The 22,570-nt window shown below is 34.4% G+C and carries 20 protein-coding genes and 1 pseudogene; 6 read left to right on the forward strand and 15 right to left on the reverse strand.

From position 1 onward, the window contains the following. Positions 1-44 precede the first annotated feature (44 nt). A complete protein-coding gene (locus WKH12_RS00315) occupies positions 45-1,217 on the forward strand; it encodes a CCA tRNA nucleotidyltransferase (RefSeq protein ID WP_434732351.1) in 1,173 nt (390 codons plus the stop codon). Here the strand turns inward: WKH12_RS00315 and WKH12_RS00320 are convergent. From WKH12_RS00320 to WKH12_RS00350, 7 genes are all read right to left on the reverse strand, one after another. After that, positions 1,201-2,148 carry a hypothetical protein gene (locus tag WKH12_RS00320; RefSeq protein ID WP_434732352.1) on the reverse strand — a complete coding sequence of 316 codons (948 nt, stop codon included), beginning with the start codon at positions 2,146-2,148 and terminating at the stop codon, positions 1,201-1,203. The two genes, WKH12_RS00315 and WKH12_RS00320, sit on opposite strands and share 17 nt — an antisense overlap. Beyond that, positions 2,133-2,285 carry a hypothetical protein gene (locus WKH12_RS00325; RefSeq protein ID WP_434732353.1) on the reverse strand — a complete coding sequence of 51 codons (153 nt, stop codon included), beginning with the start codon at positions 2,283-2,285 and terminating at the stop codon, positions 2,133-2,135. The genes WKH12_RS00320 and WKH12_RS00325 overlap by 16 nt, the downstream gene beginning before the upstream one ends. Before the next feature lie 3 nt (positions 2,286-2,288). Beyond that, positions 2,289-3,303 (reverse strand): IS630 family transposase gene (locus tag WKH12_RS00330; protein ID WP_434732061.1). Its coding sequence is split into 2 segments (ribosomal slippage): positions 2,289-2,837 and positions 2,839-3,303, totalling 1,014 coding nucleotides; the frame shifts between segments, so codons are not numbered across the junction. Between the two features lie 851 nt (positions 3,304-4,154). Further along, a complete protein-coding gene (locus WKH12_RS00335; protein WP_434732354.1) occupies positions 4,155-4,439 on the reverse strand; it encodes a type II toxin-antitoxin system RelE family toxin in 285 nt (94 codons plus the stop codon). Beyond that, positions 4,423-4,629 (reverse strand): DUF6290 family protein, encoded by a 207-nt coding sequence (locus WKH12_RS00340; RefSeq protein WP_434732355.1) that lies wholly within the window; start codon positions 4,627-4,629, stop codon positions 4,423-4,425. The genes WKH12_RS00335 and WKH12_RS00340 overlap by 17 nt, the downstream gene beginning before the upstream one ends. A 236-nt stretch (positions 4,630-4,865) precedes the next feature. Next, positions 4,866-5,174 (reverse strand): type II toxin-antitoxin system RelE family toxin, encoded by a 309-nt coding sequence (locus WKH12_RS00345; protein ID WP_434732356.1) that lies wholly within the window; start codon positions 5,172-5,174, stop codon positions 4,866-4,868. Further along, on the reverse strand, positions 5,155-5,370 hold the full coding sequence (locus tag WKH12_RS00350; RefSeq protein WP_264735863.1) for a hypothetical protein: 216 nt from the start codon (positions 5,368-5,370) through the stop codon (positions 5,155-5,157). Before WKH12_RS00350 ends, WKH12_RS00345 begins: the two co-directional genes overlap by 20 nt. A gap of 176 nt (positions 5,371-5,546) precedes the next feature. Here WKH12_RS00350 and WKH12_RS00355 point away from each other — a divergent pair. Continuing rightward, a pseudogene (locus tag WKH12_RS00355) lies at positions 5,547-5,975 on the forward strand (Rpn family recombination-promoting nuclease/putative transposase); the annotation flags it as partial. Here WKH12_RS00355 and WKH12_RS00360 read toward each other — a convergent pair. From WKH12_RS00360 to WKH12_RS00370, 3 genes are all read right to left on the reverse strand, one after another. Next, a protein-coding gene (locus WKH12_RS00360; protein WP_434732009.1) for an IS630 family transposase occupies positions 5,976-6,990 on the reverse strand; the annotation gives its coding sequence in 2 pieces (ribosomal slippage) (positions 5,976-6,524 and positions 6,526-6,990; 1,014 coding nt in all). A 76-nt stretch (positions 6,991-7,066) separates the two neighbouring features. Beyond that, positions 7,067-8,398, reverse strand: coding sequence for a coiled-coil domain-containing protein (locus WKH12_RS00365; protein ID WP_434732357.1), 1,332 nt, complete (start codon positions 8,396-8,398; stop codon positions 7,067-7,069). Positions 8,399-8,533: 135 nt separating this feature from the next. Next, positions 8,534-9,067, reverse strand: coding sequence for an HK97 family phage prohead protease (locus tag WKH12_RS00370; RefSeq protein ID WP_253309059.1), 534 nt, complete (start codon positions 9,065-9,067; stop codon positions 8,534-8,536). 1,041 nt (positions 9,068-10,108) lie between these two features. Here WKH12_RS00370 and WKH12_RS00375 point away from each other — a divergent pair. The 4 genes from WKH12_RS00375 to WKH12_RS00390 all read left to right on the forward strand — a co-directional run bounded on the left by WKH12_RS00375 (position 10,109) and on the right by WKH12_RS00390 (position 15,265). Next, complete coding sequence (locus WKH12_RS00375; RefSeq protein WP_434732358.1) at positions 10,109-11,206, forward strand: type I glyceraldehyde-3-phosphate dehydrogenase; 1,098 nt, start codon at positions 10,109-10,111, stop codon at positions 11,204-11,206. Next, positions 11,203-11,961, forward strand: coding sequence for a twin-arginine translocase subunit TatC (tatC, locus tag WKH12_RS00380; protein ID WP_434732359.1), 759 nt, complete (start codon positions 11,203-11,205; stop codon positions 11,959-11,961). Before WKH12_RS00375 ends, tatC begins: the two co-directional genes overlap by 4 nt. 149 nt (positions 11,962-12,110) lie before the next feature. After that, entirely contained in the window at positions 12,111-12,485 is a 375-nt protein-coding gene (locus WKH12_RS00385; protein WP_434732360.1) for a hypothetical protein, read from the forward strand. 587 nt (positions 12,486-13,072) lie between these two features. Then, a complete protein-coding gene (locus tag WKH12_RS00390) occupies positions 13,073-15,265 on the forward strand; it encodes a hypothetical protein (protein ID WP_434732361.1) in 2,193 nt (730 codons plus the stop codon). Between the two features lie 163 nt (positions 15,266-15,428). Here WKH12_RS00390 and WKH12_RS00395 read toward each other — a convergent pair whose 3' ends face one another. The 5 genes from WKH12_RS00395 to coxB all read right to left on the reverse strand — a co-directional run bounded on the left by WKH12_RS00395 (position 15,429) and on the right by coxB (position 22,370). Then, entirely contained in the window at positions 15,429-18,545 is a 3,117-nt protein-coding gene (locus tag WKH12_RS00395; protein ID WP_434732362.1) for a YhdP family protein, read from the reverse strand. After that, complete coding sequence (gene rnhA, locus WKH12_RS00400) at positions 18,538-18,975, reverse strand: ribonuclease HI (protein WP_253309066.1); 438 nt, start codon at positions 18,973-18,975, stop codon at positions 18,538-18,540. The genes WKH12_RS00395 and rnhA overlap by 8 nt, the downstream gene beginning before the upstream one ends. Positions 18,976-19,150: 175 nt before the next feature. Beyond that, entirely contained in the window at positions 19,151-20,038 is an 888-nt protein-coding gene (locus tag WKH12_RS00405; RefSeq protein WP_434732363.1) for a heme o synthase, read from the reverse strand. A 1-nt stretch (position 20,039) separates the two neighbouring features. Continuing rightward, positions 20,040-21,590, reverse strand: a complete 1,551-nt coding sequence (ctaD, locus tag WKH12_RS00410) for a cytochrome c oxidase subunit I (RefSeq protein ID WP_434732364.1) — start codon at positions 21,588-21,590, stop codon at positions 20,040-20,042. Positions 21,591-21,605: 15 nt separating this feature from the next. Then, entirely contained in the window at positions 21,606-22,370 is a 765-nt protein-coding gene (gene coxB, locus WKH12_RS00415) for a cytochrome c oxidase subunit II (protein ID WP_182182743.1), read from the reverse strand. Between the last annotated feature and the right edge of the window lie 200 nt (positions 22,371-22,570).

Genomic DNA, 22,570 nt, shown 5'->3' on the forward strand with positions numbered 1-22,570 from the left:
CAAGCATTTCATATAATATGCACTTGCAGTACGTACTAACCTAAATGCAAGTTGACCATGAAACTAGTTTAATCATCGATGCCATAGAGAAATTTGGTGGTGAGGCTAGGCTTGTCGGCGGGTGTGTGAGAGACTCAATTTTGCAGCGTGATGTCCATGATATTGATCTCGCTACCAATTTGCTTCCTGATCAGGTGATGAAAGCGCTAAAACTCCGTAATATAAAAACTATTCCAACTGGCTTAAAACATGGGACTATAACTGCGGTTCTAAATCAAAGATCTTTTGAGATCACAACACTAAGGCATGATGTGAAATGTGATGGCAGGCATGCGAAAGTAGAATTTACTAATAATTGGCAAGCTGATGCTTCAAGGCGTGACTTTACATTTAACGCTCTATATGCAGATAAGCATGGCCATATATATGATTACTTTGGTGGTATAGAGGACTTAAAGGCGCGAAGGTTAAACTTTATAGGCAACGCTGAAGATAGAATTGAAGAAGACTATCTACGTATTTTAAGAGCATTTCGTTTTCATGCAAAAATATGTGTCGGAGATTTGAGTGATGAAATACTAAGCGTATGCAAAAAGCATTCGCATATGATCCAAAACCTCTCTGGAGAGAGAATAAGAGATGAAATACTTAAATTGCTGGAGTGCAATGATCCTTTTCCAACACTTAAGAGCATGCAAGAATCTGATGTTTTGCAAAAGATTATCCCAAAAGAAGTAAAATGCGAAATTCTGTCTTCGTCACTTCTTTTCGGCACTGATGCACTAGTAAAATTAGCGTTACTCCTTAGGACCACCAAAAATGACAGGCTAAGTCTTGGAGAATATGTAAGTAAGTTTCTACGTCTTTCAAACAAGCAAAAGAAAAAGCTGTTATTTTTATTATCCAACGATATCAAAACAGAACTCTCAGAAAAAGAGCAAAAAAAATACATATCTTTATTTGGTAGAGAATTATATTGTGATTTAGTAAAAATTTGTGGTGTTGAGTCTGGAGAAAATGTTGATAAATACATTTCGTTTGCTAATACATTCAATATTCCAAAATTTCCTTTATCTGGCGATGATTTAATAAGTATAGGTCACCAGCCAGGAAAAAGTTTAGGTAGGAGCTTGGAATTGCTAAAACAACATTGGGAAGACAGCTCCTACACTTTAACAAAAGAGGAGCTGGTGCTTTATGCTAAGAGCCTACTCTAACTGCTTTCCGACTGTTCAATGAATGTATGCTTGCAATATTAGTGTGACTCATCGAGGAATTAGGTGTGTATTCTTTTTTAGCTTTTTCTGTTAATTGGTATTCGTTTACTCCTCCTTGAGTTTGATTACACATTTTCTGATCTGGAGATAAAAATTTATCTCTTATGCTTGATGTCAGTTGTAACTCTTGAATCTTATCTGAAAAAAATCTCATTCTAGCTTCTACTAGCTCTTTCACAACAATTTCTTTAAGTAATTTTCCTGAGTCGTTATTATTATTATTTTTGCTATTAAAGCTGTGCAAGATAGAATCTCTAGTTGCAACTGCATCTTTTTCGTTAAAATTTAATTTTTTCATGCATTGCTTAACAGAAGTTAACAACTTGGCTTTTAACGTGTCATCTCGTAGTTCTTTACCTATATTTTTTTCAATGCAATGTTTGTTGACAACTTCTTTAACCTTATCTTCTATGATCTCCCTTGCGGATTGTTTTAAATTACTTTCTAATAATTTAAGTAATTCTTTACTTTCAAATTTTCCACTATTTTTATTTGATAGAGATTTTATGGTTTCATCAAGCACGTTATGGCAAAAGTGCTTTTCTTTAAATTCAGGAAAATTTTCTTTCAACTCTTTATTTTTATCAGATAAAAAGTCATCAAGATTCTTATCCCTAAAAAGCTTATTGGGCAAGTTCCGCAATTTTGAAAGGGTTGATCCACTAGAGCTAGTAGTTGATTTTCCAGTAGATACTGCGCTTACCAAACTCACTGTATCTGACGCTTTAGTTTTTGTTTGTCCTTGTGATTTTTGAGTTTCTTCATCAATATCTTCTAACCTTTTATCAACATCCTTTAACTTTTCTTCCAACTTTTGTTGTTCTTGATTATTTAACAGTTGTTGTTGCATTATTTTTAATTGTTCTTCCATGTTTTCTTTTTCTCCCTGTAGTTTCTTAATATCAGCTCTTGTTCTGCAAGCTTTTCTTGTAACGCTTCATCTGATTCTTTCTTTAATTCTGCCTTTAGTCTTTCTATTTCTTCAGCTTTATTTCCTTCTAATACCAAATCTCATAAATAAGCAGGCAAATAACTCACAGAACAAATGGTTTTGATCGAACTTTCCGTAATATTACGAATGAATGCACATACAGTATCCTCCAATAAACTAACAGAGTCATATATTCTATTTTTAATGAGATTGTCTTTCAAATATTGCCATAAACGCTCTACTGGATTTAACTCTGGTGAATATGGAGGTAAATAGATTAAGGTAATATTTTGTGGTATTTTTAAACCTTTGGATCTATGCCATCCTGCACAATCCACAACAAGAAATGCCTCCCTTGTTCCTAAATATTGTGACATCTGCTCAAGGAATATATTCATACAATCAGTATTGACGTTTGGTACGAATAAGCTAGAACTCTCTCGATTTCTAGGATTAACTGCACTATAGAGATAAAAGTTTTGCCTACCTAATTTTACCTTAACCTGTGTCCTAATGCCTTTTTTAAACCACCCGTGTCCAATCTTTGAATGTGTGCCAAACCGCGACTCATCGAAGAAAAATAGCTCTTTTTCGGGATACGTGACAATAGTTTCATTAAGATTTTTTTTTAAACTCTTCTTGTTTATTTTTATCCTGTTTATTGTGCACAGGCCTTGGAGTAATATACGAAAAACCTAACTTTTGCATCAGTCTATGTGCTGTAGACTTACTTACCTCAATAGAAAACATTTTCTCAATTATGATTTTTAATTTCTTAGCCGTTAGGTTGGCTCCTTCTTCTGCTATGACATTTTTAATTTCTTCTTGCTGCTTGTAGCTCAACTTCGGCTTTACTCCACGTCCTGGTTGTATTTTAAACGCATTGACTCCTCCTTCCTTAAATCTTGTAATCCACTTCATCAATGTAGTTCTAGTAATTCGGTATATTTGAGCAACTTTTGTTATTCCATATTCTTTTGCAGATATTATTGCCTGTAATCTTCTTCCTATCTCTCCTCTTATGCCGTGCTTCTTTAATTCCAGGTTACACTTATTATATAATTCTTCTCCTATTGCTTTACTTTTTCCTGCCATAACTCCCCACTAATTCTTAAATTATTCTATTTTAGAAATTTTTCTTTATTCCTCTATTTATTTTTAGGAATTGGTATTAGTTTATTGGAGGATACTGTATGTGCATTCATTCGTAATATTACGGAAAGTTCGATCAAAACCATTTGTTCTGTGAGTTATTTGCCTACTTATTTATGAGATTTGGTATCAGGATCAAAAATAGCGCCCTTTAGCTAGAAATGCCCTATGAAAACTAGATTTTCTAAAGATACGTACACGTTTTTGCAATAGTTGTTTTACCAGACTCTGTAATGCCCAAAGCAGTTAGAAAATCCTTCTAAGACTGGGGTTATAGAGCGTAAGTACATAAATTGAATTTTATAGTTTCAATATGCAAGAAAAGGTTAAAGATGGCAACACTTACACGAACATTATGATTTGAAAACAGGGTTTTGCACAAAAAAACAAGGCTTGCTGAACTTCCTACAAAAACATAGTTGATCTCTCTGGAATTAAGTAGTTTATCACTTAAACAACTAATTTTATATCTTCATCAACGTCCATCGACCCTGAGCCCTCCTTCCTGATCCATTCTCTACCTTAAACCGGAGGCTCCTCAAACTCTAAATCTTGTTTTCGTCGCCTCTCCCCTAATTATATACTATATTATATATAAAATATAATATAGTATATAATTTATAGGGGGGGTAGCCAAAAAAATGAGTTATTTTTGAGCTGAGCAAAGCCACCTAAGGTAGAGAATGGATCAGGAAGGAGTGGTGTATAAAATATATTTAATGTTTATAGAATATCTTCTAATTGAAACAGGAAAAGTGGTTACGTAAAAAATATATATATGTTTATAGAATGTTTTAATCTCCGTAAATGTATTCTCTATGCTCTATTGCAGTAATTATTACTATACGTTCTGATTTAATTACTCGATAGATCAAGCGGTAATCACCTGTTCGTATTCTACGGTATCCTTTGAATTCACCAAGCAAGGGATCCCCTGACTTCTCAGGGGAAAGCGTAAGGCGCTCTTTTACAATTTCTTTTATCCTTGACCATATTGTCTTAGGAAGGTTTGGAATATCTTTGTGAACTACATTTTCCTCATAACAGATTAAGTAATTATCATCAGTTGATGTCTTCATGCCTAATGAATTTTGCATTTCGAGTGTCGCGTTGAACAGCGAGTTTGGCTATCGCCATATCTTCTTCATTTTCAATTGCTTCTTGTATAAACTGCTCTGCTAGCTCTTGAACTGATTGGTTTTTTACTTTAGCTAGACGAGCAAGGTCTTTTAAAACTTTTTCACTAATATTAACGCCTGGATCTGCCATATGTTTTACCAAAGTCTACTACTATAGCAATTTTACAACATCTTTCTAAACTTTTCAATAAAGAAAATAGTATATAATTTATAGGGGGGTGTACCAAAAAAATGAGTTTTTTTTGAGCTGAGCGAAGCCACCTAAGGTGGAGAATGGATCAGGAAGGAGTGGTGTATAAAATATATTTAATGTTTATAGAATATCTTCTAATTGACACAGGAAAAGTGATTACGTAAAAAATATATTTAATGCCTACTAAGTATCTTCCTAGCCTTCTCGTAAATGGTATCTCTGTGTCCTATTGCAACGATGGTTACTTTGTGTTCTACAGTGTTTACGCGATATATAATGCGATAATTGCTAACTCTTAGCCTTCTATGTCCTTTTAAGCTATGATGTAGCAGCTCACCAAGTTTTATTGGATCAACTGTAAGTCGCTCTCTTACCGCTTTTTTGATTCCTGTCTTTATATTCTCTGGTAAGGATGGTATATCCTCCTCACGAACACTCTTGAGGTATTTGATGGTATATGGTTTATTCCCAGACGTCTTCACTATCTTCTATTTCTTCTGCACCGTCAACGTCATACTCATTAGCAACTGCAGATAACAGAATATCTTCTTCTTCAAGTTCAATTGCCTCTTTGATTAGCCTTTCTGCTAGCTCTTGAGCAGACTGGTTGGAAAGTTTAGCTAAATCAGCAAGATGCTGTGAAGTTTCTTTACTGAGAGCTATACTAGCGTTTGCCATAAGTTTTACCAAAGTCTACTAATAATTATACAGCATTTTTTTTAATTTTTCAATAAAGAAAATGAATTAGGAAAGATGCCTGTATAGGAATACATAATATAACTGTGTAGCAAAAATAAGATTTCTATTTGTAGAAAGTAGTGTATAACCGTTAATATTTTTCGGGCATTTTTACTATGGCTTTGTTAAAATTTCTTGATGCACGAACCGATTGCGCTTTCAAGAGAATATTCGGTACTGAGAGGAATAAAGACATCCTCATTCATTTTCTCAATGATATTTTAGGCTTTACTGGTTTGGCTACTATCCAGAATGTTCAATTTTTAGCTGCCATTTTGGATTTTGAGATTGCCGCTAAAGAGCAGGGCATTTTTGATGTTCTTTGTGAGGACTCTCAAGGTTCCAGTTATATTGTTAAAATGGCATTCACTAAGACCAAAGGTTTTGAGAAATGTGCCCAATATTATGCTGCTAAAACTTACGTAAACCAAATAGATATAGATAAAGTAGATCAAGAGTATCATAAACTCAAGAAAGTTATCTTTATAACTGTTGCTGATTGTATTATTTTTCCAAACAAGAATGAGTACAAGTCATACCAAATCTCATAAATAAGTAGGCAAATAACTCACAGAACAAATGGTTTTGATCGAACTTTCCGTAATATTACGAATGAATGCACATACAGTATCCTCCAATAAACTAACAGAGTCATATATTCTATTTTTAATGAGATTGTCTTTCAAATATTGCCATAAACGCTCTACTGGATTTAACTCTGGTGAATATGGAGGTAAATAGATTAAGGTAATATTTTGTGGTATTTTTAAACCTTTGGATCTATGCCATCCTGCACAATCCACAACAAGAAATGCCTCCCTTGTTCCTAAATATTGTGACATCTGCTCAAGGAATATATTCATACAATCAGTATTGACGTTTGGTACGAATAAGCTAGAACTCTCTCGATTTCTAGGATTAACTGCACTATAGAGATAAAAGTTTTGCCTACCTAATTTTACCTTAACCTGTGTCCTAATGCCTTTTTTAAACCACCCGTGTCCAATCTTTGAATGTGTGCCAAACCGCGACTCATCGAAGAAAAATAGCTCTTTTTCGGGATACGTGACAATAGTTTCATTAAGATTTTTTTTTAAACTCTTCTTGTTTATTTTTATCCTGTTTATTGTGCACAGGCCTTGGAGTAATATACGAAAAACCTAACTTTTGCATCAGTCTATGTGCTGTAGACTTACTTACCTCAATAGAAAACATTTTCTCAATTATGATTTTTAATTTCTTAGCCGTTAGGTTGGCTCCTTCTTCTGCTATGACATTTTTAATTTCTTCTTGCTGCTTGTAGCTCAACTTCGGCTTTACTCCACGTCCTGGTTGTATTTTAAACGCATTGACTCCTCCTTCCTTAAATCTTGTAATCCACTTCATCAATGTAGTTCTAGTAATTCGGTATATTTGAGCAACTTTTGTTATTCCATATTCTTTTGCAGATATTATTGCCTGTAATCTTCTTCCTATCTCTCCTCTTATGCCGTGCTTCTTTAATTCCAGGTTACACTTATTATATAATTCTTCTCCTATTGCTTTACTTTTTCCTGCCATAACTCCCCACTAATTCTTAAATTATTCTATTTTAGAAATTTTTCTTTATTCCTCTATTTATTTTTAGGAATTGGTATTAGATCTGCTTTTCTTCTTCAGTAGCGTTTAGCTGACTGATTAAAATTTTTAATTTATCTTCTAAGTCAACTTTTTTTCCCTGTAGTTGTTGCTCTTGATTATTTAGTGGTAGTTGCTGTGCTAACAATTCCATCACGCTCAAAGAAGTTTTATTTAAGGTATCACCTATTCCAGCTAACTCCCATTCTTTACTTCCTTCTAAGATCTGCACTTGTTCTTGCAACCTAGCAACCTCATTTTCTGAGCTCTTTTTCTCTACTTCAGCAGTTCTTAATTGACTTCCCAAGCTCTCTAATTTGCGTTCTAACTCACGCTGACTTTCCTCATGCATTTTGCGTTCTTCTTTCATAGCTTTTAACTGCTCCTCTTTTTCACTATTTAAAGCATTAATTCTGTCTTTTAATTCAACATTTTCCTTTCTTTCTTGCTTCAATTCTGTTTCTTTTTGCTGTAGAGAACTTATCTTCTCCAGTTGTTCTGTTGACTCCTTCTCTTTTACAGATAAATTTTCCTTGAGTTTTGTTACTTGCGCTTGCAAATCTTCATTATCTTTCTTAACAGCCTCACTTATATCTTTATTTTTACCAATAAGTGACTTAATTAAAGCGTCTTGCTCTCTTATTCTTTTCTCTTGATTAGATATAGTGCGCTGTTGTTCGTTATTTTTAGCCTCCATTTCCTTTTTATCTTGTTCTAGTGCTTCATTTAACCATGTTAAACTATTTATTTTCCTGTCTTTTTCTTTCACCCCTACCAACTCTTCCTCCCGTTTACCTGCATCTTCTGCCAATTCTTTGTGATTCTTTTCAAGTCTTGTAATTGTAAATTTTAATTCTCTATTTTCCTCTTCTAAAAGGAAATTTTGTGAACGTTCAAGTTCTAGTTCCTGACTTATATCTTCCAGTTGTTCATTCAATTCTTCATCCTCCTCTATGCTTACTTCTTCCATACTATCGTATTCTTCATCAATGAATTCATCATTTACTATAGTATCAAAACAACTCTCATCAGTGAACTCACTATTTTCTTCAGTTTGAACCTCTCCATCCTTACTTATTACTTCACTCTGGCTCCCTTTTTCTGCAACCTCAGGTTTTAAGTCAGCTCCAATATTTTTATCCGTTGTTTCAACACATTCGGTCTGCATTGTCGTATCTTGAAATGTTACTTTATTAGATAGAATATTTTCCGCCCATTTGTTCCATTTCTTTGGTAGTATTCGTCCAATCGTTTTTAAGTACAACCAAGCAAATACAGTAGACCAACTGTATTTTTTTTCCTTTCGTTTAACATTAATTTCATAATTAACCGTATTGTTAGTATTTAGCATAAAATTACCTTATTTTTTAACTTCGATTTACAGAAAATTTTAACAGTAGTAAAGTTATATATATTAGTATAAATGTTAAATAAATACTAACGCAGGTATCAAATTATGGTAAAGTCTTTGCCCGCCTAATAAACTTTAAGCAGAAATGTACATGTCTGTAAGTACAGCATTTGCTTTTTCTATCGCTCTTGCTAACATTTCCTGTTCATTGTTCTGATTTTTCACATTGATTACCTGAGCAGCTAAGTTCGCAGGAAAAGTGACCAAACTGACTTCCCATAATTCCACTTGTTTTAACACTCTAGCTCCGCTTTTATGATCAACATCATACTCTATAGGTATATAGCCGATGGAAAGTCCATTGATTACTCCAGTTTTGAGCATTAAGTACGCTTCCTTTGCTTTTTGGATGCCCAAAAGTAAGTGTGCGGTTATATACAGGCCAACATCATTTTCGCAAATATCTATAATATTACCTATAGGTTCACCTGGATTGTGCTGCCAAAGGAGTTTTATTTTATTTCTGTTTAAATTTTCCTTAAATGCTCCGGGTAAGATCAGGTCATTTTGTTTATCAACTATATTAAAAACGCTAGCATAACCAGAAAATACACCGTTTTCTCCTATGCTTTTTATTGACAATGGTGAATAGAGAAATTTCTTATTCATAAAGCCTCCTGTAGTATTGGGAATTTTGTTTGCACAATGCACTGCAATGTCAAATCTATTATATGCCGTTCTCTAAAAAGGGGAAGCACTTTTCTTAGTTACTAAAAACGCTAACTGGAATCCAGATTGGACACTGGGTTATAAAAGTATAGCTTCTACGTCATACCGCCGCGGTATCTCTAGATCCCGCTAACAAGCAGCGGGATGACGATTGTCAGGGTGTCATCCCAGTGCCTCTCTATAATGTCATCCCAGTAGCCCCTATATTGTCATCCCAGTAGCCCCTATAATGTCATCCCAGTGCGTGACACTGGGATCTCATTTTACTTTATGACGGTGTCATCCTAATACCTTCCCCTGTCATCCAAGTAGCTAACACTGGGATCTCATTTTACTTTATGATGATGTTATGAAAGTAGCTGACACTGGGATCCAGAAGACTTAATTTCAACCAAATAATAAAGGCTAGATCCCAGACTGGAATGACATCATAGGGGCACTGGGATGACAGCAGTCCTACGTCATACCGCGATTCATTCCTACGTCATACCGCGATTCATTCGCGGTATCTCTTAACATAGATCCCGCTAACAAGCAGCGGGATGACACCTCTCTTGGGCTCTTTTAGCTACAAACATTAAGAAATTTACCAAATGAAAAAAAAGGCAAAAGAAGCCCCGTGGTGCGAGTTTTGACTCTATATTACTGTAAGTGGCGCTGTAATAATGTGCTAACGCTTAAAATAAGCGCGGTTTGGCTGAATGTAGAAAAAATAAAAAAGACATGCAGCCGCTATAATTTTATGTAATCCGCCAAAAAATACCCTAAGTTTTTTACTGAATTTTGTCATTGAGCCTGCAGGTCAAAAACAAGTTTTGAGTCAGAAATACCCTTAATACTACAATAAGGGGGCTGGCGGAGTTTGTAAAGCAATTTTTTAGCCCTGTCTCCTTGCTATAATGTTCATATCGATAGAAAAGCAAAAGAATAGAATGAAATATCAAGTGATATCCTCTATAATTAAATTTTTTGAATGAAGAGATGACGATTCGTGTAGGAATTAATGGTCTGGGTAGAATAGGCAGAGGCGTATTGCGTGCTATTTTCGAAATAGAAGAATATAGCAAACAAATAGAAGTTGTAGCTGTGAATGGATCGCTCAGTGCAAAGCAGCATGCACATTTGATTAAATATGATTCTGTTCATGGCAAATTCAGTGGTGATATTGACTTTAATGAGTCTCAAAATTGGCTATCTATAAATGGCAGAAAATTTTCTTTATATAGAGAACGGAGCCCTGAAAATATTCCTTGGAATGTTGATGTAATACTTGAATGTACTGGTGCATTTAACAAGCGTGAAGAAGCAATAAGGCACAATGCAGAGAAAGTGATTGTCTCTGCTCCAGTTCCAGATGCTGATGTAACTATAGTTTATGGTGTGAATAATGATATGCTCAAAAAAGAGCATAAAGTAATATCAGCAGGTTCTTGCACTACAAATTGCCTTGCTCCGATTGTGAAAGTCCTACACTCTAATCTAGGTATAAAAAGTGGCTTTATGACTACTATACACGCCTATACGAATGATCAAAATGTTCTTGATGGCAATCATAGAGACTTATGCAGAGCAAGGGCTTGCGGATTATCTATGGTGCCAACTACAACCGGGGCAGCAAAAACAATTGGTTCTATAATTCCTGAATTAAAGGGAAAGCTAGATGGCACTGCCGTCAGAGTTCCAGTTAGCAATGTTTCTATGGTTGATTTTAAATTTACGACTGATAAGAAAGCGACCGTTGAAGAAATCAATGAAATATTTAAGGATGCAGCTCTCTCTTCTACGTCATTCCAGCGCGTGACGCTGGAATCTAATTTCTGGATCCCAGTGTCAGCTACTCGGATGACATCAGAGGGTACTAGGATGACAGAGGGTTCTCCAATGTCAAATGTACTTTCTATATGCACGGAACCTTTAGTTTCAATAGACTTTGTGCATAACCCTTATAGCGCAATTGTGGATTCAACTGGTACATATGTTACAGGCGACATCTGTAGAGTTGCAGCGTGGTATGACAATGAGTGGGCTTTTTCGCTGAGAATGTTAGACATAGCATTATTGAGCCATAGTAAAGTATGAATGGAAACCCAAACAAATATGCTTCATTTTGTGAGCACTTTGCGGAACTCAGAAAAAGAGTTATCTTTTGCTTTCTATTTTTTTGCGTTACTTTTGGTTTTTGTTACTACTTTAAGGAAAATATATACCGTTTTTTACTTGCACCTTTAATAGAAGCAACAAAAGATAGCGAAGGTTTTTCTTTAATTTACACAGACTTAACAGAGGCATTTTTTGTGTATCTTAGAGTCGCAATAATGAGTGCACTTTTGTTTTCTTTTCCTGTGTTTGCATGGCAATTCTATATGTTCTTAGCACCTGGGTTATATAAAAGTGAAAGGACAGTGTTGTTGCCATACTTAATTGCAACCCCGGTTTTATTTGTAACGGGAGCTACTGTAGTCTATTACTATATATTTCCTTTAGCCTGGAAGTTTTTTATCAACTTCGAACACAGTGGTAAATCCTTCGATATACCGATAGAGTTTATGCCATCAGTTAGCGAATATTTAGACCTCGTTCTCCAATTTATGTTTGCATTTGGCACTGCATTTCAAATTCCAGTAATACTCACATTGATGGTGAGAGTAGGGTTACTCACTACACAAAGTTTGTCAAATAAACGCAGAATCGCAATAGTGGTAATTTTTATTATCGCTGCAATCTTAACTCCACCTGATGTATTAAGCCAAGTAGGGCTTGCAATACCTATGCTGATTCTATATGAATTGTCCATTTTGATATGTAGGTATATTGAGAAGAAGGCAAAGGTTTGAATAAATATGTATTTGTAACGTTCTTTTTCGAGCACGAGCACCTTTTTCTTGCTTAAGCGTGTGTGATCATTACTAATAAGACTTTTTGTATTTGATTTTTTACATAAAATATGGAATAATTAAACTTAAGTTTTTATGGAGGTAGCTATATGTCAGGTTTAACAGAGGAACAACGGGTATTATATAATCAATTAAAGAACGCAATTGGGGATTTTGTCGAGGGTTTTGCCAAGGGTTTTAATGATAAAATGAAAGAGAAACATGAGATAGAAACTAAACAAGTAACTAATAAAGCAATAGGAATTGGTATCATTTTTGGTGTTATAGCTGCATTGGTAATCGGTGGTGGATGTGGTGTTGCCGGTGCTCAATTATCAATATTGGCTATAGCTGGCATAGCTGCTGCGCTGGCAGTTGGACTTGTTGCTGGTGGTATTACATATGCAATATCAAAACCTAGTAATAAACTAGATGAACTAAACTTAAACAAAGAGCAAGCGAGCGCTGCTCACTCTAGATACTAATATATAATACTTAAAGAGATACTTTAACACTTTCTCTTAAGTACTAATCTGGAGGTTCGACAAGTTGCTGTTTAAAAGGTTGGGAAGTAGTTTTATTAGCATTGAAAATTACATAATATACATTATGGAAAATAAAATCACATAATATAAGAAGCAATGCTAAAAATAAAATCACATAATATAGCGAACTATAGCTAACCTAAGAAAGGTTTTCCTACGTCATACCGCCGCGGTATCTCTCAGCCGCTAACAAGTAGCGGGATGACGAGCTTATCGTCATCCCGCCGCGAACCGTCATACCGCGATTCATTCGCGGTATCTCGGCATAGATTCCGCTAACAAGTAGCGGGATGACGAATTTGTCGTTTTTCAAATTGTCGGTAAATCTAAGTCAGTTTAGCTATATAAAACATAGTATAAAAAGAGCTATTTCAGCAAAATTTTAAACAAATAAAGTTCATTAGCTTCACAATTGGCACCTTACGAGAAAAGTACATTTGATATACAGATTTAAAATACAAGTTAACGAATTATTATGATTTTTACCAAGATAATAATATAGTAAGGTTTGGTAGTGAGGTATCAAAATGGGAAAATACACTAACGCATGGTTTTATAAGAAAGATAATCAAGATTGTGCAAACGATGGCACTTGTGGGCAAGCTATAACGGATTTTAGGATTGGTGATTCTGATATTTTCTTCTATGATAGTAATGGAACAGTGATTGCGCAGATACCTAAGCTGCCTAATGGAAACTCTATTACATACCGTAATAATTTATATAAAACTGCACAATCAAAAAACTTTAGTGAGAATACAAAATACGTAGGAGTACAAGATGTGCTGCCTAATCAATTTAATTTTGAATACGGAAAGTTGAATTGCGTAATACATTATGACAATGTATCGCAACAAGAGCAGGAGCAAATGAAGCTTGATATTCAAAATGCCTATGAGGCATATAAAGCAAAGTTTTGTATGGATAGTGATACTCAAGTGACTGTGCATACCTATGTTTTTAATAATAGAGATGATTATAGGGGATATGGCACTTTGGTTCCTGGGTTTTCACGGAGTCAATCTTCGCTCAATACTTCTGGTGGGATGACAAATGGAGAAAGCGTATTACTCTATAAAGATGTTTATACGGACAACGTTTTAGCTCATGAATTCGGTCATGTGTTTCAATTTAAGCTTTCCGAAGCAAAAGTAGAGGAGTTAGACCGTATAAATAATCAGCTGATGGCAAATGCAATTGGACTTGAAGTAGAAGAAAAAAATTATAAAGCTATTTGCAAGCAGATGGGTGTAGATGAATATAAAGATCATGGATGGATGTTTCAATTTAAATATAAGGATACAACTGGTCGTATATACCCTCAGGACCTTTCAGAAGAAGAGAAATTTCAAATTATACAACGTGTCAAGAATTCTGGACTAGATGAATATGAAGATCGTGGATCGATGTTTCAATTTAAATATAAAGATACAACTGGTAGTATATACCGCAAGGATCTTTCAGAAGAAGAAAAATTTCAAATTATACAACGTGTCAAGAATTCTGGACTAGATGAATATGAAGACCGTGGATGGATGTTTCAATTTAAATATAAAGATACAACTGGTAGTATATACCGCAAGGATCTTTCAGAAGAAGAAAAATTTCAAATTATACAACGTGTCAAGAATTCTGGACTAGATGAATATAAAGACCGTGGATCGATGTTTAGTTTTAAATACAAAGGTACAACTTATAGTATATACCGCAAGGACCTTTCAGAAGAAGAGAAATTTCAATTTATTCAAGATATAAAGAACTCTCATGAATCGCTCGTTAGTGAATGTGATGGATTGGGGAATGAGAATACAGCTTTATCGATTTACGTTGATGAAAATAAGGAGATAAGTCGAATATATTTTCAAAACTCCGACAAAAATATATTCAAACAGCTAGATAAGACGCTTATAAGCAGAAGTAAGTCTGAAGAAGAGGCAAATGAAAACCGCACGAATCCAGAACCAGAAGAAGAACAAAAAGGCGATGAATACACAGAGTTTACAGGAGTGTTGCAATTTAAGTACAAAGGGACCAATTATGATATACAACACAAAGGTTATCTTTCAGCAGAAAAAGAAAAACTTCAATTTATCAAAGACATTAAGAACTCTCATGAATCGCTCATTAGTGAATGTGATGGATTAAATGAGGGGCCATTAAGTCAGAATGCAACTGTAGTAATTTCTATTGATGAAAATAAGGAGATAAGTCGAATGTATTTTCATAATCCAGACAAGAATATGTCCGAATGGTTAGATAAGACACTTATAAGCAGAAGTAAGTCTGAAGAAGATGTGGATGACACAGATCCAAAACCAGGAAAAGAGCCTGAACCAGAATCAGGAAAAGAACCCAAAGAGGATATAAGCAGAAGTAAACCTGAACAAGAGGTGGAAAAATCAAATGAAGTAGAGCAAAGTAATGTAGATGTAGAAGAGGAAAAAAGTAACCAGCAAGACACTCAGCAACCCAGTAACTTCTTATCCAGTATTATTTTTCCAGCAATTAAATCCGTTATTGATTCTATCTCATCATTCTTTTCATGGTTATTTGAGTCTAAAGAGGAAGAACAATCTGATAACAACCTTTCTTTGCTTAACTTATCAGAAGAACAATCCGATGATAATCTTTCTTTGCTTAAACCTGATGTTAATCACGATGCTGACGAAAATTACGTAGGCAATTACTCAGATTATCACCAACATGATGACCTAATATAGTGAAATAACGAACTTTTATCCCCTACCCTTCTAGTTGTATTTATAACTTTGCAGATATGGGAGGCGATAAAGGGTACTTAAACAACTGGATAAAAAACCAGGTAGATCATTCTGAAATTCTTGCATTTTTGTCCATAATTTTGTTAAACAACTTCCCTTTTGGTCATGTCGAACCAAATTTCTTTTTCACACCACCTTTTAAGCCACCGATGACAGCTTCGTTAGTTTTTGTCATAATGCGATCAAACACTCCCAATAACCTCTTTAATAGGTTTGGAGTTAGCGAAGAGATAAGATCAACAGATACGTTATTGTTTTTGTCATCACCACTTGCTTTATAGTCTATTGAAACGATTCCCCTACTTTTCCCGCCAGTAAGAAGTTTCCCAATTATAGGAATTTTTAACAAAGATTTATTAATTGAATATGCTGGTATTACCTGTCCTTCAACTTGGAATTTATAATTTCTAATGTCGAGCTTACCGCTAGTGCTAATGCCTAATTCCGCCCCTTCAAGCCAAGATTCTTCAATTTCGACAGAGCCATCTTTGTATGAGAAAGGTACATTACATTTATAAAAGTATACACCTTCATCCTTTATAGCATTTACAATACCAGGAAGCGAAGACATCGATAATAAAGTAGTGAGTAGTGGAGCATCTTTGATATAAAAATTACTAATAGATAACATGCCATAATGTTCTTCATTTTCTCTTTGAGGAGATAGATAAAGAGAAAGTTTACCATTTTTGACTGATTTACTAATGCCTAAGGAACGCGAAAGTATACCTGCATTATCCGCATATATTTCGAGCCCTATTCCACTGTATTCCGCTAGTATGTTGCTGCTATCTTCTAGAAACTGTCCTGTAAATTGACTTCCATTGCAATTACCTTTAGTACAGGTTACATTCAGCTTAGCATTTTTGATAACGACGCCTTCTTTCATAATTACATTGTCAACATTCATACTAATTTCTATATCTTTGTTTAATCCATTATTGTTTTTGCCAAGCAAGCCTAAAATATCACTCAAATTGATTTTCTCACCATAAATAGTTATGGCATTTTTTTCCTTACCTGATTCAATTTCTATACTAAAATCATTATCAGGCAATTTAAAACTACTAGAATTTAAATATAAATTTCCATTTCCTACTCTTCCGCTGAATTTTATATCTAGGTCATTTCCTATAACATCTAATTTGTCTATTAACAATTCATCGGCACCTTTTAATTTTACAGAGAACAAAACTTTATTGTGATCTTCAAAACGATTTTTCCACCCAAAATAACTTGAACGTGATTCAAGCTCTGATAAATCCATATTACCATTAACATGTCCCGTCTTATCTTGATTTATCACCGATTCTATATTTGTATTGACATAGCCACCTATATTTTCATCAAAATCAAGTATTTGAGCGGGTAAATCTCCGGTCAAATTCCAGGCAAAACTTTCATTCCTATTGCTACTTTTCAGGTCAAATAATAGCTGTGTGTTATTCACCATACCACTACCATTTAAATCTATAAAGTCACTGCCAAAACTAAGCTTAATGTCATATTTACCAAGACTTGCATTATAGACGGCCAAATTGTCAATTTCAGAATGAAAATTTGCTGAGAAGTCTACTTTTTTGTCATCAGCATTTAGATTAAAAATGCGAAAATTAAATACAGATTTTGCCATTCCACTTACTTTATCCCTTTCAACCTTCACCACATCATCCAGCTTAAATCTTATAGGCTCATATAAACCATACGCATCACTTACAGCTTGGCCATTAATGGTTAGAACTGAATTTTCCTTATTGAGAGATTTCATTTCAATATCACCACCATTAATAGTGAAATTCTGAAACTTAGCGCTATTTGCAGTAATTTTGAGATCGTTATTCTTGATGATCAAATCACCCTTTAATTCCTTTACTTGCTCAAAATCTTCATCAAATTTTACGCTACCATTTTCTATATCAGCAACAATTACAATGTCTGACAGATCGTCATCAACCAAATTGTTAATTTTGCCATTGAAACTTACAATGGTATTTAAAACATCCCCATTAATATTATCACAATACCAGCTTCTAAATTTACTATTCACTACACCATCTGGTACATAAGTACATAAATCCTTTGCAGCAAACTTGCTAATATTAATTCTAAGCAAAGCATGACTTGTACTAAAGTTCATCTTGCCTATTAAAGAGAGATACGTGTCATTTAACTTAAAATGGAAGTTTTTTACACTAATAATTCCATCACTATATGTTAAATTTATATTTACATTAGTTAAGGCCAAATTTTTGTTCAAATAATTTTCTGTATTCAATACGTATATATTTCCATCTACAATTTCATCCTTTTTATTAATTTTCACTGAGAAGCTTCCTTTGAATCCTATATTTTTGTCCAAATTGTAGCTTTTAACTAATGTAGAAAACTCGCTCAATAGTCCCAATTTTAGATTATAAAATGTCCCGTATACATTTAGCAAATTGTTGCGATTTTTTATTGTAATTGATAAATCATCCAAAAATCCCTTTCCATCTTTTGTATTCACATGAATATCTAAAACATTAAAATCTGCCCCCTTCCCTATATATAATTTATCAATAAAAAATTCATCTTCTGTGCTTTTATCAATAGCGATGTTAGTAAATTCAATTTTTGAATCCGCATTTAAGTCAAAAAAAAATTCCCTTATTGTTTTTAATAGATTTTTTGCACTGCTTTCTGTCATCTTGAAATTCTTCCCTGTCATTCCAGCACTCGTCCTTGTCATCCAAGTAGCTTGACTACTTGTTTCTTTTTTTCTAGATTCCAGCGTCACGCGCTGGAATGACACCGAAGGAAGGCGGTTACTATTTAAATAATGATTATCCAAAAGGTCTAATGAGTTTTGCGGATTAACATTAGTTTCTTCTCTCTTGATACATACATGCACATTATCAGCTGAAACCTGAGAGAGATTTGTGCTAGCTTTAAATAAGGAACTTAACTTAAAATGTACAAAAAGCTCAGGAACTTTTATAGTAAAATTAGGGTTTGCTATTGCCAAATCTGTAATGACTAAATACGGATCTTTGCCATCTTTCTGCCAAACAACTGAGGTATTCTCCATATTAACGCTTGAGCCAACAAATATTTTTGATATTTTATGTTTAACATAAAAATTAATATAATTAATATTGATTTCTAAAGGCTTTAAAAAAATAAAGAAGCACAATATGAACAATAAAGCTACGGAAAATAATATAGTAATTTTTTTAAGCATCGATTATTGCTTTTCTTGCTAAAATATCAGCCTCCTCATTATATTTATTGCCACTGTGTGCTTTAACCCACTTCCAATCAATTTCGTGTTGTGAAGCAACGTTGTCTAGCTCTTTCCACAATTCCATATTTTTTACTGATTTTTTATTACTTGTTTTCCAGCCATTCATTTTCCACTTATTTATCCACTCTGTTATGCCATGCTTAATATAAAGACTATCCGTATATAAATTAATATTACAAGAAAATTTCAATACTTTTAGCCCATTGATCACCGCTGTTAACTCCATTTTATTGTTTGTGGTATTTTCTTCTCTACCATAAATGTCTTTTCTATAATCTTGAAATAATATGATAGCTGCCCATCCTCCCGCTCCAGGATTACCAGAACACGCCCCATCCGTGTATATTGTCACTTCTTTCTTACTCATCTTTGTTTATATCGGTTAACAAAGTATATAGTTGCTTTTATGAAAGCACAATTTCTAAAGGTAGTTTAAGCTGCACCTTTAAATTTTATTATAGAAACAAAAAAAAGTGTGACAACGAGCATTACCAAAAGGAAAAGTAAAAAATAGTTTTTATGCTTCTGCCGTTCTTTCATAACTAAAATAAATCAATAGAACAAAAAATAATACTGGCGAATAGGGAAAATAGATAAGAAATTGAATAAGAAAACATTTGTTTCTGTGAGTTGTGGTTCTTGAATTTGAGAATTGATATAGCGTACCAAATAAAGATGCAACCTGCAAAAATTGCCATGCTTAGATAAAGTAAAGCCTTTTTCAAAAATAGAGCTGGAAGCAAGCTGGTTAATACCAGCAACACACTATAAATTAATATATATTTTCTTGTTTTTTCCGGACCATAAACAATATTGAACATAGGAATCGATGCTCTTGCATAGTCTTCAGACTTATTTAAAGATAGGGCCCAAAAGTGTGGTGGAGTCCACATAAAAATTACTAAAAATAAAATGAAACTTTCCCAACTGACAGAATTAGTCACAGCTGCCCAGCCAATCATTGGAGGAAAAGCACCTGCTGCACCACCGATAACGATATTCTGTGGAGTACGCCTTTTTAGCCAAATTGTATATACGAAAACGTAAAATAATATGCTAACTGCAAGCAAAGCAGCAGAAATATAGTTTACTGCTATTGCCATGATAAATACTGACAATATTCCAAGAGTTATACCAAATTCAAGCGCACTTTCTGCAAGAATTCTTCCTGAGGGTATAGGGCGGTTTTTTGTCCTTTCCATGAGCAGATCTATGTCTCTGTCATACCACATATTTATAGCACCTGCAGATCCTGAGCCAAGAGCAACACATATAAGAGATATTAGTGCTAGAAAAGGGTGCATACTACCTGGTGCAGTAACCATACCAGCAACTGCAGTAAATACCACAAGATACATTATCCTTGGCTTCAGCAAACGCCAAAAATCCAGTATTGTTGATTCAACATTTAGCAAAATACTTGTGTACATTCTATTTTACCACTGGTGGCTTTTCGAAAGTATGAAAAGGCGGTGGTGAAGATACTGTCCATTCCAAGGTGTCACCTTCCCAAGGATTATCTCCAGCTTTTTTGCCCCATTTAAAGAGATGTATAACTATAAACACAAAAAACATAACTGAAACAAAGGACATATATGAGCCAATTGAGGATATATAATTCCAAGGGATAAACGCATCAGGATAATCAGGTATACGCCTTGGCATGCCAGCTAATCCTAAGAAATGTTGAGGTAAAAAAGTGATATTGGTACTAATAAAAGTAAGCCAAAAGTGGATTTGACCTAAGCGCTCATTATATTGTTTACCCGACATTTTACCAATCCAATAATAAAAGCCAGCAAAAGCTCCAAATAATGCAGCAAGTGACATGACATAATGGAAGTGAGCAACAACATAGTAGGTATCATGCAGAAGCTTATCTATTCCACCATGAGAAAGAATTATTCCCGTTATGCCACCGCCAACAAACATGAAAATAAAACCTAGTGCAAATAGCATAGGGGTCTTAAACTCAATTGCTCCACCCCACATAGTTGCAATCCAGCTAAAGACTTTTACACCAGTTATAACACCGATAAAAATTGTGGTAGTGCTAAAAAATGCAGCAGCGTCAGCACTAAGCCCAACAGTGAACATATGATGAGCCCACACCATAAAGCCAAATACTGCTATACCTATCATAGCATAAACCATCCCTATGTAACCAAATACAGGTCTGTGAGAAAAAGTTGATACAACCTGACTTATGATGCCAAATGCAGGAAAAATAATTACGTAAACTTCTGGATGACCAAAAAACCAAAATAGATGTTGAAATAACACAGGATCTCCGCCACCGGCAGGATCAAAAAAGGAAGTACCAACACTGCGATCAGTAAGAAGCATAGTTATAGCACCGGCAAGCACTGGTAAGGCAACAATCAACATAAATGCTGTTAGCAAGACAGACCAAACAAACAGTGGCATCTTAGTTAATGACATTCCTTTTGTGCGCATGTTAAATATAGTAACTATAAAGTTGATCGCCCCAACAATTGACGACATACCAGCAACATGAAGTGCAAGTATAGCAATGTCAACTCCTGCACTTGGATGGGACATTACCTGTGATAAAGGTGGATATAAAGTCCAACCTGTACCTGGACCTTCACCAATAAACACTGAGAGAATGAGCAAAATAAAAGATGACACTAATAACCAAAAACTTAAATTATTCATACGAGGAAATGCCATATCTGGTGCGCCAATCATGAGAGGTACAAAGCAGTTACCAAATCCTCCCATGAGGGCTGGCATTATCATAAAAAACACCATTATCAACGCATGCCCTGTAACCATTACGTTATATAATTGATAATTATTGTTAAGTATATTAATGTGCATTAGCTGAGTGCGAATAATCACCGATAATAATCCACCAATAATTCCAGCTAATATGGAAAAAATAATGTACAGTGTCCCTATGTCTTTATGATTAGTGGAAAACAACCAACGCTTTATGCCCTTTGGTACGTCACTCATATCTATACTCCAAATTTAACTCACTAATTTTCTATTTTCAATCCACTTATTAAAATCTTCTTTGCTTACTGCTTCAACAACAATTGGCATAAATCCATGGCCTTGACCACACAATTCATAGCACTGCCCGTAATAAACACCAGACTTTTTGATATTAAACCACGCCTCATTCAGCCTACCTGGTATCGCATCAATTTTTACACCGAAAGCCGGTACTCCCCAGCTGTGTATCACATCTCCTGCTGTAACTTGTAAACGAACGTTAGTATTAATGGGTAAAACGATGTTGTTATCAACAGAGAATAGCTTTAAATCTCCTTCGATAAAGTCTTCTTTTCCCTTAATATAACTATCAAATGACACACCTTGATATTCTGGATATTGGTAACTCCAATACCATTGATGGCCAATAACTTTCAGTGTTATATCAGCTTTCGGTATTTCTTCCTGTAGCTTCAGTAATTTAGCGTTTTCAAAGGCTAATATACCAACAATAATCGTTGGTATAACAAACCAAACAATTTCTAAAAGGACATTGTGGTTAGTTTGGCTTACGTTTGCCACTTTGCTTTTACGAAAGCGAAATACTACATAAGCAAGCAGCGCCCACACAAAAAGCATTATTGCAACCATCACAACCATTACAAACGAATGTGACCTAACTACAGCCTCCATTACTTCAGTTGCAGGAGCAGGAAATCCAAATTGCCAGGAAGTAGGAGCAGAGGCAACAGATATATTTGAGTAAAATATTATCAATAGTGCAAATAACTTCACCATATCTTTTGTTTGTTTTCTATAAAACTAAATGATATACTGTATAATAGTATATATAAACTTACTATGCAAATAGAGATTAGTGATGGTTAATAATTTTTTAGCATTCAATAAGTATAATAGTACAATACTAATTTGAGGAAAAAAGCATTTACATAAATCTATTGTAAGGAAAAATATTATAATATTTTAAATTAAGTATT

It is taken from the genome of Wolbachia endosymbiont of Zygogramma bicolorata, assembly GCF_051130665.1.
Classification (GTDB): Bacteria; Pseudomonadota; Alphaproteobacteria; order Rickettsiales; family Anaplasmataceae; genus Wolbachia.